Genomic DNA, 14,561 nt, shown 5'->3' with positions numbered 1-14,561 from the left:
AGCCCATCCATGCCATTGAGAAACGATCTGCAGTCCGTCCTCGTCATCGGCTCCGGTCCCATCGTCATCGGACAGGCCTGCGAGTTCGACTACTCCGGCACCCAGGCGTGCCGCGTGCTGCGCGCCGAGGGCCTGCGCGTCATCCTCATCAACTCCAACCCCGCGACGATCATGACCGACCCCGACGTCGCCGACGCCACCTACGTCGAACCGATCGACCCCGACATCATCGAGTCGATCATCGCCAAGGAACGCCCCGATGCGATCCTGCCGACCCTCGGCGGGCAGACCGCGCTCAACGCCGCGATCGCCCTCCACGAGGCGGGCACGTTGGAGAAGTACGGCGTCGAGCTCATCGGCGCCGACGTCGACGCGATCCAGCGCGGGGAGGACCGGCAGAAGTTCAAGCAGATCGTCGAGGACTGCGGCGCCGAGGTGGCCCGCTCCGTCATCTGCCACACCCTCGACGAGGCGATCGCCGGTGCCGAAGAGCTCGGCTACCCCCTCGTCGTCCGCCCCTCCTTCACGATGGGCGGGCTCGGCTCGGGCATGGCGTACGACGAGACCGACCTGCGCCGCATCGCCGGCGCCGGCCTGTCCGATTCGCTGACCACCGAGGTCCTCCTCGAGGAGTCGATCCTCGGCTGGAAGGAGTACGAGCTCGAGCTCATGCGCGACCACAAGGACAACGTCGTCGTCGTGTGCTCGATCGAGAACGTCGACCCCGTCGGCGTCCACACCGGCGACTCGATCACCGTCGCCCCGTCGCTGACCCTGACCGACCGCGAATACCAGACGATGCGCGACATCGGCATCGACGTCATCCGCGCCGTCGGCGTCGACACCGGCGGCTGCAACATCCAGTTCGCCGTCGACCCCGCGACCGGACGCATCGTCGTCATCGAGATGAACCCGCGCGTCTCCCGGTCCTCGGCGCTGGCCTCGAAGGCCACCGGCTTCCCGATCGCGAAGATGGCCGCGAAGCTCGCCGTCGGCTACTCACTCGACGAGATCCCCAACGACATCACGAAGGTCACGCCCGCGAGCTTCGAACCGACGCTCGACTACGTCGTCGTCAAGATCCCGCGGTTCACCTTCGAGAAGTTCCCCGCCGCCGACCCCACCCTGACGACGACCATGAAGTCCGTGGGCGAGGTCATGGCGCTGGGCCGGAACTTCACCACCGCCCTGCAGAAGGCGATGCGCTCGATGGAGCAGAAGGGCTCCTCGTTCTCGTGGGCCGACCTGCCCGACATCGCCGACGACGAAGTGCGCGAGGCCCTGCTCGAGACGATCGGCCACCCCACCGCCGACCGCATCCACGCCGTCCAGCGCGGACTCGCCGCGGGCCTGTCGAACGCCGAGGTGCACGCGGCCAGCGGCATCGACCCGTGGTTCCTCGACCAGATCGAGCTCATCAACGAGGTCGCCGCCTTCGTCGCCGACGCCGAGGAGCTCGACGGCGAGGTCATCCGGGTCGCGAAGAACCACGGCTTCTCCGACGAGCAGATCGCCGGTCTGCGCAGCCTGAGCACCGACGTCGTCACCGGCGTCCGTCACGCCCTGCGCATCCGGCCCGTGTTCAAGACCGTCGACACGTGCGCCGGCGAGTTCGAGGCCCACACGCCGTACCACTACTCGAGCTACGACTCCGAGACCGAAGTCGAACCCCGGCAGCGCCCGGCGGTGCTCATCCTCGGTTCGGGTCCGAACCGGATCGGTCAGGGCATCGAATTCGACTACTCGTGCGTGCATGCGACGATGGCAATCGGCGAGGCCGGCTACGAGACCGTCATGGTCAACTGCAACCCGGAGACCGTCTCGACGGACTACGACACCGCCGACCGCCTCTACTTCGAACCGCTCACCTTCGAAGACGTCATGGAGGTCTACCACGCTGAGCTCGCCGCCGGACCCGTCCTCGGCGTCGTGTGCACCCTCGGCGGACAGACCCCGCTGGGACTGGCCGACCGGCTCAAGGCCGCCGGCGTTCCGGTGCTCGGCACCCAGCCCGAGGCCATCGACCTCGCCGAGGACCGCGGCGAGTTCGGCGCCGTCCTCTCCCGGGCGGGACTCACCGCGCCCAAGCACGGCACCGCGGTGACCGCCGCCGAGGCAGCGGCGATCGCCGACGAGATCGGCTACCCGGTCCTCGTGCGCCCCTCCTACGTCCTCGGCGGGCGCGGCATGCAGATCGTCTACGACCGCACGCAGCTGCTCGACTACATGGCCAGCGCGACGGAGATCTCCGTCGACCGTCCGGTCCTCGTCGACCGGTTCCTCGAGGACGCCATCGAGATCGACGTCGACGCCCTCTACGACGGTGAGGACATCTTCATCGGCGGGATCATGGAGCACATCGAGGAGGCGGGCATCCACTCCGGCGACTCCGCGTGCGTGCTGCCCTCCCTCACCCTCGGCGAGGACGTCCTCGACCGCGTGCGGCAGGCGACCCGCGCGATCGCCGAAGGCGTGAGCGTGCGCGGACTGCTCAACATCCAGTTCGCGATCACCGCCGACGTCCTCTACGTCATCGAAGCCAACCCGCGCGCCTCGCGCACCGTGCCGTTCGTCTCGAAGGCGACCTCGACGCAACTGGCGAAGGCCGCGGCCCTCATCGCCGTCGGCTCGACGATCGCCGACCTCCGCGGAAACCTGCTGCCGGAGACCGGCGACGGCTCGACCCTGCCGATCGACCACCCCATCGCGGTCAAGGAGGCCGTGCTGCCGTTCCGCCGCTTCCGCACCGTCGAGGGCAAGGTCGTCGACTCGGTGCTCGGACCGGAGATGCGGTCGACCGGTGAGGTCATGGGCATCGACCATGACTTCCCGACCGCGTTCGCCAAGGGCCAGCTCGGTGCGTCGATCAAGCTGCCCACCTCGGGCACGGTCTTCGTCTCCGTCGCCGACCGCGACAAGCGCGCGATGGTGCTGCCGGTCAAGGAGCTCGTCGACATGGGCTTCGACGTCGTCGCCACCACCGGCACGGCCGCCGTCCTCTCCCGCTACGGCATCGCGACCTCGCAGGTGCACAAGCACTTCGAAGCCGACGCCGAGGACCGCACGGTCCTCGACTACCTCGCCGCGGGCACGATCGACATGGTCATCAACGTCCCCGCCGGTCGCCAGGAGCGTGCCGACGGCTACGAGATCCGGGCCGCGGCCACAGCGAACTCGGTACCGCTGATCACGACGATCGCGGAGTTCGCGGCCGCCGTGACCTCACTGCACGCGGTGCGGGAGAAGACCTTCGGAGTGCGCAGCCTGCAGGACTGGAGCGCATGATGTTCTCGGCCCGGCTGCGCGAGGCGATGGCCGCCCACGGACCCGTGTGCGTGGGCATCGACCCCCACGACCACCTCCTCGAGGAGTGGGGGCTGCCGCGCACCGCCGCCGGTGTCCGGGAGTTCGGACTGCGCACGGTCACGGAGCTCGCGGGCTCCGTGGCCGCGGTCAAACCGCAGTCGGCGTTCTTCGAACGCTTCGGCTCGGCCGGGGTCGCCGCCCTCGAGGAGACGCTGGCCGCGTGCCGGGAGCAGGGACTGCTCACCATCCTCGACGTCAAACGCGGGGACATCGGCTCGACGATGGCCGGCTACGCGCAGGCCCATCTCACCCCCGGCTCGCCGCTGTCGGCCGATGCCATCACCGTCTCGCCCTACCTCGGCGTCGGAGCCCTGGGGGCGGCGTTCGACCTCGCCGCCGCGAACGACCGGGGGCTCTTCGTCCTCGCGCTCACCTCGAACCCGGAGGGCGCCGATGTCCAGCACGCCCGCACAGGCGGCAAGGTCGAGGGCTTCGGCGACTCCGTGGCCGGTTCCGTGGCCGCCGCGGTGGCCGCCCGCAACGCGGAGCTCACCGGGGGAGAGGGGCTGGGTCCCTTCGGCCTCGTCGTCGGGGCGACGATCGGCTCCGCCGCAGCGGACCTGGGCTTCGACCCCAGCGACTGCGGGGGACCCATCCTCACCCCCGGAGTCGGCGCGCAGGGCGCCGGCCGCGCCGAACTGCTCGAGGTCTTCGGACCCGCTGCGCTCAGCCGCAACCAGGTCGTCGTCGCCGTCTCCCGGGCCGTGCTCGGGGCCGGACCCGAGGGGCTCGCCGAGGCGGCACGGACGCTCAACGCCGCCCTGCGCATGTGAGTCTCCTCACCGGGTCTCGGATCGGGCTCGGATGAGTTTTCTTCGCCGCGCTGTGTCGGTTGTGCGGGTTTGTGTTTTAGACTGAAGCAACTTCCCTACCTGCCCGTTCATGGTGACAGAGGAGATAATGTGGCACTCGAACCATTGACCCCGCAACAGCGTTCGGCAGCCCTTGACAAGGCATTCAAGGCGCGACAGGTGCGTGCCGAGGTGAAGGCGGCGCTCAAGAGCGGTGAGACGGATCTCGCAGCGGTGCTCAAGAAGGCGGGGAAGGACGAAGCGCTCGCGAAGATGCGCGTGCTCGACCTGCTGCGGTCCCTGCCCGGCGTCGGCGACCGCCGCGCCGAGGCGGCGATGGAGGAAGTCGGCATCGCAACCTCACGGCGGATCAAGGGCCTCGGGGTGCACCAGCGCACCGCCCTGTTGGAGAAATACTCCTGAATGTGACAGCTTTAGATCCGTGAACACACGACTCACCGTTCTCGCGGGACCCACAGCGGTCGGAAAAGGCACCATCAGCAGCTACATCAGAGCGCATCACCCCGAGATCTGGTTCTCGGTGTCCGCGACCACGCGGCCCCGCCGCCCCGGTGAGATCGACGGTGTCCACTACCACTTCGTCTCCGACGACGAATTCGACGGTCTCATCGCGCGCGACGAGATGCTCGAATACGCCGTCGTCCACGGCCGCCACCGCTACGGCACCCCTGCCGAGCCCGTCCGCCGCCGTCTGACCGAGGGCGTGCCCTCCCTGCTCGAGATCGACCTGCAGGGAGCCAGGCAGGTCAAGGCGAAGATGCCCGATGCGCTCTTCGTCTTCCTCGCCCCGCCCAGCTGGGACGAACTCGTCTGCCGGCTCACCGGCCGCGGCACGGAGTCCGCGGAGGAGCAGGAACGGCGGCTGACCACCGCGCGGGCCGAACTCGCCGCCGAATCCGAGTTCGACGTCACGATCGTCAACGACAGCGTTCGCACTGCGGCCGAAGAACTCATACAATTGATGGGTATATCCACACTCGATTAGATGGGACACCCCTTGCCTGCTCAGCCTGAAGGCATCACCAATCCGCCGATCGACGAACTGCTCTCCGTCACCGGCTCGAAGTACGAACTCGTCTCCATCGCGGCTCAGCGTGCGCGTCAGATCAACTCCTACTACGCACAGCTGCAGGAGGGTCTGCTCGAGAACGTCGGACCGCTCGTGACCCCCGGCCCCCACGAGAAGCCCCTGTCGATCGCGCTGCGCGAGGTCAACGAGGGCAAGATCGTCTCCCGCGAGGTCTCCGAGACCGACTTCGCCCCCCTCGCGGCCGAGGAGTCCGCTGAGACGAGCGTGAGCACCGACGGCGCGATCGACTTCAGCGACCAGTGAGAGTCGTCCTCGGAGTCGCCGGCGGAATCGCCGCCTACAAGGCGGCCCATGTCATCCGGCGCCTCCGAGAGGCCGGGCACACCGTCACGGTCGTGCCCACCCCCAACGCCCTGAAGTTCGTCGGCGCGCCCACCTTCGAAGCCCTGTCCGGGCAACCGGTGAGCACCGACGTCTTCGACGAGGTCGACAAGGTCAACCACGTCCGCATCGGCCAGGAGGCCGAACTCGTCATCGTCGCCCCGGCGACGGCGAACACGCTCGCGAAGATCACCGCGGGACTCGCCGACGATCTGCTCACGGCCACCGTGCTCACGACCACGGCCCCCGTCGTCCTCGCCCCGGCCATGCACACGGAGATGTGGCACAACCCCGCCACGGTCGCGAACATCGCGACCCTGCGCTCGCGCGGCATCCACATCCTCGAACCCGCAGTCGGCCGCCTCACCGGCCCCGACTCCGGACCCGGGCGCCTGCCCGAACCCGAGGACATCGTCGCCTTCGCCCTCTCCGCCGCCGAGACCGCCACCACGTCGGGTGTGCTGGACGGTCGTCGCGTCGTCGTCAGCGCAGGCGGCACCCGGGAGGCACTCGACCCCGTGCGCTTCCTCGGCAACCGCTCCTCCGGCAAACAGGGCATCGCCCTGGCCCAGGCAGCAGCGCAGACAGGCGCTGAAGTCGAACTCGTCGCCGCGAACGTCGACTCCGGTCTCCTCGCCGCGCTGCCCTCATCGATCGCCGTCACCCCCGTCGAATCGACCCTCGACCTCCAGTCCGCGATGCAGGCCGCACAGCCGAACGCCGATGTCATCGTCATGGCCGCCGCCGTCGCCGACTACCGTCCCGCCGAAGTCCACGGGGCGAAGCTGAAGAAGACCGGAGACGAGGGGATGAGCCTCGAACTCGTCCAGAACCCCGACATCCTCGCCGGTCTCGTGGCCGACCGGATCCCCGGCCAGTTCATCGTCGGCTTCGCCGCGGAGACCGGCGACGCCGACCACCCGGCCCACGACTACGCGGTCGCGAAGTTCCGCCGCAAGGGAGCCGACCTCCTCGTCTTCAACGACGTCTCCGGGAATCGGGCCTTCGGCCACGACGTCACCGAGGTCGCTGTGCTCGCCGCCGACGGCACCGAGGTCGTCGAGGTGGGGGAGTTCTCCGGCAGCAAGGACGATGTTGCGCAAAAGGTCGTCTCCGTCATCGCCGACCGCCTCCCACCAGTAGAATCGACGCCGTGAGTACATCCGAACTGCGCTACTTCTCCTCCGAATCCGTCACCGAAGGCCACCCCGACAAGATCTGCGATCAGATCAGCGACGCCGTCCTCGACGACCTCCTGAGCAAGGATCCCGACGCGAAGGTCGCCGTCGAGACGATGGTGACGACCGGTCTCGTCCACGTCGCCGGTGAAGTCAACACCGACGCGTACGCCGACGTCGCAGGCATCGTGCGAAGCCTCATCACCGGCATCGGCTACGACTCCTCGGAGAAGGGCTTCGACGGCCATTCGTGCGGAGTCTCCGTCTCGATCGGCAGCCAGTCCACGGACATCCACTCAGGCGTGACGAACCCGCTCGACTTCCGAGAGGCCATCGAGACCGACCACGGCTCCTCGCTCGGGGCCGGCGACCAGGGGCTGATGTTCGGCTACGCCGACAACGCCACCGACGTCCTCATGCCGCTGCCCATCCACCTCGCCTCCCGCATGGCCGAGAAGCTCAGCGAGGTCCGCAAGTCCGGGGCGCTCGACTACCTCCGCCCCGACGGGAAGACCCAGCTGACGATCGGCTACGACGGCGACCGGGCCGTGGCGATCGAGAACATCGTCGTCTCCACCCAGCACGCCGCCGGCATCGACCAGGAACAGCTCAAAGCCGACATCCGGACCCTCGTCGTCGATCCGATCGCCGACGCCTCGGGTCTCGACCGGTCGAACGAGAACGTCCACATCAACCCCGCAGGACCCTTCGTCACCGGCGGACCGATGGGCGATGCGGGGCTGACCGGGCGGAAGATCATCGTCGACACCTACGGCGGCTTCTCCCGCCACGGGGGCGGCGCATTCTCCGGCAAGGACCCCTCGAAGGTCGACCGGTCCGCGGCGTACGCGATGCGGTGGGTGGCGAAGAACATCGTCGCCGCCGGCCTCGCCGACCGTGCCGAGGTCCAGGTCTCCTACGCGATCGGCCGCGTCGACCCCATGGGCCTCTACGTCGAGACCTTCGGCACCGAGAAGGTCGATCCGGCCGCGATCACCCGGGCGATCCGCGAGGTCTTCGACCTCCGTCCCGCGATGATCATCAAGGAGCTCGACCTGCTCCGCCCGATCTACTCGCCGACGGCGACCTACGGCCACTTCGGCCGGGAGCTGCCCGACTTCACGTGGGAGCGCACGGACCGCGCCGCCGACCTGCTCCGTGCCGTGTCCGCGAACTGAGTTCGTGGACGAACCGCTCTTCCCCGCCGCCACCACCGCGCACGGTCAGGTGCCCGTCGCGGAGACCGATCCCGTCGCCCGGGTGCTCGTCGACCATCCGGTCCCGCATCTGGCCCGGGCCTTCGACTACGCGGTTCCGCTCACGCTCGCCGAGGCGGCCCAGCCCGGAGTGCGGGTGCGGGTGAAGTTCGCCGGCCGGCTGCGCGACGGGTACATCCTCGAACGGACGGAGTCGAGCGACCACGTCGGTCCGCTCGCCGTCATCGAACGGATCACCTCGCCGCTGCCCGTGCTCACCCCCTTACTCCTCGAACTCTGCGAGGCCGTGGCCACCCGGTACGCCGGGACCCTGCCCGACGTCCTCCGCCTCGCGATCCCGCCCCGGCATGCCCGTGCGGAGAAGGCTGTCCTCGCCGAGGAGAGCGCTCGGCCGGCGACGCGGCAGTCGCCCCCGGAACAGGCCGCGACCGAGGCCGATTCCGAGTCAGATTCCAGTTCCGAGTCCGACGTCGAGACTGACGAGGACGCGACGCCGGTCCTCACAGCGTTGGGCACGTGGGTCGCCGACGGCAGCGCTCCTCCGCTTCCGTCCGCTCTCGCCGACGCCGCGGGCGCCGCGAGCGCCCGGCTCGCACTCACGGTCACCCCTGGTCGTCTGCCGGGCCTCGGCTGGATCACCGCGGGACTCGCCGCGGCCCGAGCGGCTCTGTCGGCCGGCACCTCGGTGCTCTGGCTCGTCCCCGATCACCGGGAGATCGCCGTGCTCTCAGCCGCCCTCGACGCCGAGATCGCCCGGGGGACCATCGATGAGTACACGGCACTCCACGCCGACCAGTCGCCTGAGCAGCGGTGGACGGCGTGGCTGCAGGGCCTGCTCGGGCGCACCCGCCTGCTCATCGGCACCCGGGCCGCCGCCTTCGCTCCGCTGACCGACCTCGGTGTCATCATCTGCACCGACGACGCGAACCAGAACTACCTTGACCAGCACGCCCCGTACCCGCACGCCCGCGAGGTCTGCCTGCTCCGGTCGAACCTCGAGGACACGGGCCTCCTCTTCGTCTCGACCGACCGCAGCGCCGAGGTCGAGCGCCTCGTCGAGATCGGGTGGCTGACCGACATCAGTCCCTCGGCGACCGAGCGTCGAGCCGCCTCGCCGCGTGTCGTCGTCCCCGACGAGGACCGTGACCCCTATGCCTGGCAGCGGATCCCGACCCGGGCGTGGGAGATCATGCGCCACGCCCTCCACCCGCGCGGGGACGAGGCCGCCGGTCCCGTGCTCGTCCAGGTGCCCCGGACCGGCTACTACCCGGTCTTCGCATGCGCCCGCTGCCAGGAGACGGCGCGCTGTCCAGTGTGCGAATCCCCGCTCTCGACCCAGTCCGAGGTCGGCCCCTTCGCGTGCCGGACCTGCGGCTACCACTCGGAGACGTTCACGTGCAGCCGCTGCCGCTCCCACCAGGTGCGCTCTATCGTGCGCGGACGCACTCGCACCGTCGAGGAGCTGTCCAAGGCGCTGCCCGGGGTGGAGATCGTCGAATCCGGGGGAGAGAACATCCCCATCGCCGTCGACTTCACCCCCCGCGTCATCGTCGCCACCACCGGTGCCGAACCCTACGCGATCGGCGGCTATGCGGCCGGGATCCTTCTCGACTCCCTGTGGCCGGGACCGTGGATGCGCGCAAGCGACGAAGGGGTGCGGCGCCGGATGCGGGCGGCCTCGCTCGTGCGCGCGCGCTCCGACGGGGGAGTCGTCTACCTCGGCGATTCCGACGAGGTCATCCGCGGGGCCCTGACGACCTTCGACCCGGCTGTGACGATGGCCAGGGCGCTCCACGACCGGCGCGAGCTCGGGTTCCCGCCGTACCGGCGCATCGTCGAACTCACGGGGGCGGGAACCGACATCGACGCGGTGCTCGGCGAGGTCCCCGAACTCGAGGAGCTCACCCGGGACGAGGACGAGGCCGGGCAGAAGGTCGTCGCCGCCTACCCGATCGCCGCAGGCCCCCACATCGGCACCCGGCTGGCCGAGATCACCGCGGCCCGGTCGGCGAAGAAGCTTCCCCAGGTGCGCGTGCGCATCGACGACCCCCGGTCCCTGTGAGCCGAGCGGCGAAACAGACAATCGACCTGGTCCGCTCGCCGTTGCCCCGACAGATTGTCGCTTTGCGAAGGGCACATCGACCCTAAGTTCGGCGGGCTTCTCCTGAGGCGAACTGGTGTCCCAACGGCTCGCGTCAGATGTGCAGGGTATATCTAGGACTGCGAGCTAGAGTGTAATCAGAACTCTGTGGGGGAGGGATCGAAGATGTTTGATCGCGTACGCGCGAGTATCCTCTTTGACGTCAGCGGCACAGCACCAATGGACGAGGTCGTAAAAGTCGTTCACCAGGGCTTCGAAGCCGTCCAATCCGATGGGTCCTCTCGGTTGGAGCACTTCGAGGTGGCGGCTTCGCAGATGTCGCGGAAGATCGTCGTCGATGTCGAACTCCAAGTGCCGACCGAATCGGCTCGGGAGGTTGAAGACGATGTCGATGACCTCATCCACCGGGCTCTGGTGCACACCGGCCAGTTCACCTGGGACTCCGATAACAGTCCCGGCCTGATGCATCTGACGCAGGGGTTCTCTCAGTACGCGTACGCCTAGGCGCCACCATCGTGAACAACAAGTTCGAACGCGTTGCTGAGAAGTTCGCGCAGTTCATCACCGGCCACGCAAGCACAGTGATGCCGCTCATTGGTTCGGCCATCCTCGCGGCGGCATCGATCTACATGGCTTTCCTACCGATAGTCGCTTGGATCCTGTTTGCGCTGGGGCTGTTATTCGTTGTCATCGGTATCGTCGCGCTCGTGTATCTGAAGCCGTCGTATGTGACTCTGCGCGAGAAGCACGCTGAATTGGAGACTGAAGTCGAATCGTTGAGGCGCGAAGTGAACAACGGCGTCCGCGCGATCGAAGAAGAACGGCGCTTGCATCGTGTTGCTCTGGTCGCCATGCTCACACATGTTGCTCGTCGGGCACTTGCAGTGGGAGCCCCAAGCACGGATCCCGATCGCTGCAGGATTTCGATCTACGTGAAGAGGGAAGACCAGTTCGTGCTCGTTGCTCGGTGGTCGAAGAGTGAGAGGCTTCGACAGATCGGACGCCAGTACTTCCCGGTCGGTCAAGGACTCATCGGCGAAGCGTGGAACAGCACGAAAGGTACGGCGCTGGTGAATGATCTGCCGGAAGACCCCCACGAGTGGTTGAAGACACAACAAGGCAAGTATGGATTCGATGAGGCGACATCACGGAATCTGACGATGCAGTCCCTCTCGATGAGCGCCGTGTGCGTCGGCGGGGAGCGCAAGACACCGGTCATAGTCGTCGAATCGCTAGAGAAGAAGCTTCTTGGGCTGCGAGCCACCGACGACTTGAAGAACACCGATCCGTACAGAGAAGTCGCTCAGATCATCTCCGATGCGGACATCATCATTCCCCAGGTGCACGAAACCCTCCCCGCGAAGAGTGCTTCTCCCTGAACCGCCGCCACTGCCTGCGCTCGACTTCTGATCACTGTCAAAGAGGTCGGCCTGAGGTTGAGGTGGGCGCCGCGAACAACCAGCCGCGTAGGACGTAGAATCATCATTCGTGGATATCGTCTTCGCCGGCACCCCTGAGGTCGCCGTTCCCGCCCTCGACGCGCTCGTCGACTCCGGGCACACCGTTCGCGCCGTGCTCACCCGCCCCGACGCCCCCGTCGGCCGCAGACGCGTCCTCACCCCCTCCCCGGTCAAGGTCCGCGCTGAGGAGCTCGGTCTGCCCGTCATCGAAGCCGCCCGACTGCGCGGCGAGGTCATCGCCGAACTGCGCGACCTCGACGTCGACGCCGTCGCCGTCGTCGCCTACGGGGCGATCGCAGGGCCGGCCGCACTCGCCACCGCCCGCCTCGGCTGGTTCAACCTCCACTTCTCCCTGCTCCCCGCCCACCGAGGTGCTGCCCCCGTCCAACGGGCGCTCATCGCCGGTGAGGAGACGAGCGGAGTGAGCGTCTTCCGCATCGATACCGGCATGGACACCGGCGACGTCGTCCGCGCGCTGCCGCTGCCGCTGGGCCAGCCCGACGCCGCCTCGGCGCTGTCCGCGTACGCCGCCGCCGGCGCCCCCGAACTCGTCGCCGCCCTCGACGACCTCGCCGCCGGCACCGCGCACTTCACCCCGCAGGACGAACTCATCGCCGCCGGCGCCCAGGCCAGCCATGCGGAGAAGATCACCGCCGACGACGCCCGACTCGACCTCACCCGGGACGTCGCCGAGGTCGTCGCCCGCTCCCGGGGGGTCAGCCCCGCCCCCGGTCCCTGGGTCGAGATCGACGGCAAGCGCACGAAGCTCTTCGGCCTCGCCCCCGCCTCGGCGGGAGACGCCACCCACCCCGATCCGGGACTGCTCACGGCAGCCGGCGGGACAGTCATCCTCGGCTGCCGGGACGGCTGGGTGAACGTGAGCGAGATCCAGCCCTTCGGCAAGGGCCGCATGCCCGCCGCCGACTACCTGCGCGGCCACGGCGAGGCCCGCATCACCAGTACCCCGACGAAGGAGGCCTGACATGGCCGATCTGCCCCGGCGGCTCGCGTGGGAGGTGCTCGTCGACGTCGCCGAGAAGGACGCGTACGCGAACCTCCTCCTGCCCGCGAAGCTCGCCCGCACGAAGCTGCGCGGCACCGACGCGGCCTTCGCCACGGAGCTGACCTACGGAACCCTGCGCGGACAGGAGTTCTACGACGCCGTCATCGCCTCGGCCGCCGGGCGTCCGGTGGCCGAGATCGACGCCGAACCGCTCGCGGCGATGCGCCTGGGCGCCCACCAGATCCTCTCGATGCGCGTACCCGACCATGCGGCCCTGTCCGAGACCGTCGGCATCGTCAAACGCGTCTCCCCACGCACCTCCGGCTTCGTCAACGCGGTGCTCCGCCGCATCTCGGAGACCGACCGCGACACGTGGCTGGAGCGGGTCACGGACGGCCTGTCCGAGACGGGCCGGCAGGCGATCGAGCACTCCCACCCCGAATGGGTCGTCCGCGCGCTCACTCAGGCGCTCAAAGGCCACGGCCGCGATGGCGGGGAGATCACCGCCCTGCTCGGTGCCGACAACACGCCCGCCCGCGTCGCCGTGACCGCGCTGCCCGGACTCCTCGACCGTGAGACTCTGCCCGGCGACCCCGCCCCGCTCTCACCCGTCAGCGTCCTCTTGGGCGACGCCGTGCCCCGTGACGTCCCCGAGATCGCCGACGGCCGGGCCCGCGTCCAGGACGAAGGCTCCGCCCTCGTCGCCCTCGCCCTGGCCGCCGTCGACGCTCCGGCCGGCACCTGGGCCGATCTGTGCGCCGGACCCGGCGGGAAGGCCGCGGTGCTCGGCGCCGAAGCCGAGCTGGCCGGGCGCAGACTCGAGGCCTCCGACTCGAGTGAGCATCGCGTCTCCCTCGTCGAGACCTCGACGCAGGCCCTGGACAACGTCGACGTCAGCGTCGCCGACGCCCGGGATGCCACCGGACCGTTCGCGAAGGTCCTCGTCGACGTCCCCTGCACGGGACTCGGTGCTCTGCGCCGCCGCCCCGAAGCCCGCTACCGCCGCCGCCCCGATGACGTCAACGCCCTGGCCGGACTGCAGCGCGAGATCCTCACCGCAGCGCTGAACGCCTGCGCCCCCGGCGGGGTCGTCGCCTACTCGACGTGCTCCCCGCACTACGCGGAGACCGTCCTCGTCGTCGACGACGTGCTCCGGGCCCGGCAGAAGAACGGCGAGTCACCCGTCGAGGTCCTCGACACCCCCGCCGTCCTCGCCGAGATCACCGGTGCCGAGGCGGACGGCTTCGCCTCGGTGACCCGCGGCGACGGGCGCTTCGCCCAGCTCTGGCCCCACCTCCACGACACCGACGGCATGTTCCTTGCCCTGCTGAAGAAGGCGACCCCATGATCGAGATCAACCCCAGCATCCTCTCCTCCGACTTCTCCGACCTCCGCGGGGAGCTTGCGAAGATCGCGACGGCCGACATGGCGCACATCGACGTCATGGACAACCACTTCGTGCCCAACCTCACGTTCGGCCCGCCCGTCGTCGAACGCATCCGGGCGATCAGCCCCATCCCGCTCGACGCGCACCTCATGATCGCCGACGCCGACCGGAACGCCCCCGTGTACGCGGAGATCGGCTGTGCTTCGGTGACCTTCCACGCCGAGGCGGCCGCCGCCCCCGTGCGTCTGGCCCGGGAGCTGCGCCGGCTCGGGGCCCGGGCGAGCCTCGCGCTCAAACCGGCCACCCCGATCGAGCCGTACATCGACCTCCTCGGCGAATTCGACCAGATCCTCATCATGACCGTCGAACCCGGCTTCGGCGGGCAGAAGTTCCTCGACGTGTGCCTGCCGAAGATCGCACGCACCCGGCAGGCGATCTCTGCGGCCAACCTCGAGATCCGCCTCCAGGTCGACGGCGGAGTCTCCGCCGACACGGTCGGACGCGTCGTCGACGCCGGAGCCGACGTCCTCGTCGCCGGCTCCGCCGTCTACGGGGCCGAGGACGCAGCAACGGCGATCGCGCAGCTGCGCACGCTCGCCGCCGACCACGCCCACTGACTCACACCC

13 protein-coding genes are annotated in these 14,561 nt (G+C 69.0%); all 13 read left to right on the top strand.

The features are described 5' to 3' along the window. The first annotated feature begins 9 nt into the window (after nucleotides 1–9). The 13 genes from carB (at nucleotide 10) to rpe (ending at nucleotide 14,552) form a co-directional block, all read left to right on the top strand. Nucleotides 10–3,285, top strand: a complete 3,276-nt coding sequence (carB, locus tag AACX88_RS09330; RefSeq protein ID WP_339392735.1) for a carbamoyl-phosphate synthase large subunit — start codon at nucleotides 10–12, stop codon at nucleotides 3,283–3,285. Beyond that, nucleotides 3,282–4,139 carry an orotidine-5'-phosphate decarboxylase gene (gene pyrF, locus AACX88_RS09325; protein ID WP_339392734.1) on the top strand — a complete coding sequence of 286 codons (858 nt, stop codon included), beginning with the start codon at nucleotides 3,282–3,284 and terminating at the stop codon, nucleotides 4,137–4,139. The genes carB and pyrF overlap by 4 nt, the downstream gene beginning before the upstream one ends. A gap of 129 nt (nucleotides 4,140–4,268) precedes the next feature. Then, nucleotides 4,269–4,580 (top strand): integration host factor, actinobacterial type, encoded by a 312-nt coding sequence (gene mihF, locus AACX88_RS09320; protein WP_339392733.1) that lies wholly within the window; start codon nucleotides 4,269–4,271, stop codon nucleotides 4,578–4,580. A 19-nt stretch (nucleotides 4,581–4,599) separates the two neighbouring features. Continuing rightward, a complete protein-coding gene (gene gmk / locus AACX88_RS09315; RefSeq protein WP_339392732.1) occupies nucleotides 4,600–5,163 on the top strand; it encodes a guanylate kinase in 564 nt (187 codons plus the stop codon). Further along, a complete protein-coding gene (gene rpoZ, locus AACX88_RS09310; RefSeq protein WP_339392731.1) occupies nucleotides 5,164–5,511 on the top strand; it encodes a DNA-directed RNA polymerase subunit omega in 348 nt (115 codons plus the stop codon). It begins immediately after the preceding gene. After that, entirely contained in the window at nucleotides 5,508–6,746 is a 1,239-nt protein-coding gene (gene coaBC / locus AACX88_RS09305) for a bifunctional phosphopantothenoylcysteine decarboxylase/phosphopantothenate--cysteine ligase CoaBC (protein WP_339392730.1), read from the top strand. Before rpoZ ends, coaBC begins: the two co-directional genes overlap by 4 nt. After that, entirely contained in the window at nucleotides 6,743–7,945 is a 1,203-nt protein-coding gene (gene metK / locus AACX88_RS09300) for a methionine adenosyltransferase (RefSeq protein ID WP_339392729.1), read from the top strand. The genes coaBC and metK overlap by 4 nt, the downstream gene beginning before the upstream one ends. A gap of 4 nt (nucleotides 7,946–7,949) precedes the next feature. Next, nucleotides 7,950–10,046, top strand: coding sequence for a primosomal protein N' family DNA-binding protein (locus AACX88_RS09295; RefSeq protein ID WP_339392728.1), 2,097 nt, complete (start codon nucleotides 7,950–7,952; stop codon nucleotides 10,044–10,046). Nucleotides 10,047–10,304: 258 nt separating this feature from the next. Continuing rightward, nucleotides 10,305–10,589, top strand: a complete 285-nt coding sequence (locus tag AACX88_RS09290; RefSeq protein WP_339392727.1) for a hypothetical protein — start codon at nucleotides 10,305–10,307, stop codon at nucleotides 10,587–10,589. A gap of 11 nt (nucleotides 10,590–10,600) precedes the next feature. Next, on the top strand, nucleotides 10,601–11,464 hold the full coding sequence (locus AACX88_RS09285) for a hypothetical protein (RefSeq protein WP_339392726.1): 864 nt from the start codon (nucleotides 10,601–10,603) through the stop codon (nucleotides 11,462–11,464). A 109-nt stretch (nucleotides 11,465–11,573) separates the two neighbouring features. Beyond that, a complete protein-coding gene (locus AACX88_RS09280; RefSeq protein ID WP_339392725.1) occupies nucleotides 11,574–12,527 on the top strand; it encodes a methionyl-tRNA formyltransferase in 954 nt (317 codons plus the stop codon). Between the two features lies 1 nt (nucleotide 12,528). After that, nucleotides 12,529–13,896, top strand: a complete 1,368-nt coding sequence (locus tag AACX88_RS09275) for an RsmB/NOP family class I SAM-dependent RNA methyltransferase (protein ID WP_339392724.1) — start codon at nucleotides 12,529–12,531, stop codon at nucleotides 13,894–13,896. Then, the gene (gene rpe, locus AACX88_RS09270) at nucleotides 13,893–14,552 is read left to right on the top strand and encodes a ribulose-phosphate 3-epimerase (RefSeq protein ID WP_339392723.1); all 660 of its coding nucleotides are present in this window, start codon (nucleotides 13,893–13,895) and stop codon (nucleotides 14,550–14,552) included. The genes AACX88_RS09275 and rpe overlap by 4 nt, the downstream gene beginning before the upstream one ends. Nucleotides 14,553–14,561: the final 9 nt, after the last annotated feature.

Source organism: Brevibacterium metallidurans (genome assembly GCF_037101285.1).
In the GTDB taxonomy this organism is placed as follows: Bacteria; Actinomycetota; Actinomycetes; order Actinomycetales; family Brevibacteriaceae; genus Brevibacterium; species Brevibacterium metallidurans.
This window is presented reverse-complemented; position numbering and strand designations above follow the sequence as displayed.

Excerpts from the sequence above, each read along its gene's own strand:
- carB (WP_339392735.1), top strand. The coding sequence starts at position 10 with ATGCCATTGAGAAACGATCTGCAGTCCGTCCTCGTCATCGGCTCCGGT.
- pyrF (WP_339392734.1), top strand. The coding sequence starts at position 3,282 with ATGATGTTCTCGGCCCGGCTGCGCGAGGCGATGGCCGCCCACGGACCC.
- rpoZ (WP_339392731.1), top strand. The coding sequence starts at position 5,164 with ATGGGACACCCCTTGCCTGCTCAGCCTGAAGGCATCACCAATCCGCCG.
- AACX88_RS09290 (WP_339392727.1), top strand. The coding sequence starts at position 10,305 with ATGGACGAGGTCGTAAAAGTCGTTCACCAGGGCTTCGAAGCCGTCCAA.
- AACX88_RS09275 (WP_339392724.1), top strand. The coding sequence starts at position 12,529 with ATGGCCGATCTGCCCCGGCGGCTCGCGTGGGAGGTGCTCGTCGACGTC.
- rpe (WP_339392723.1), top strand. The coding sequence starts at position 13,893 with ATGATCGAGATCAACCCCAGCATCCTCTCCTCCGACTTCTCCGACCTC.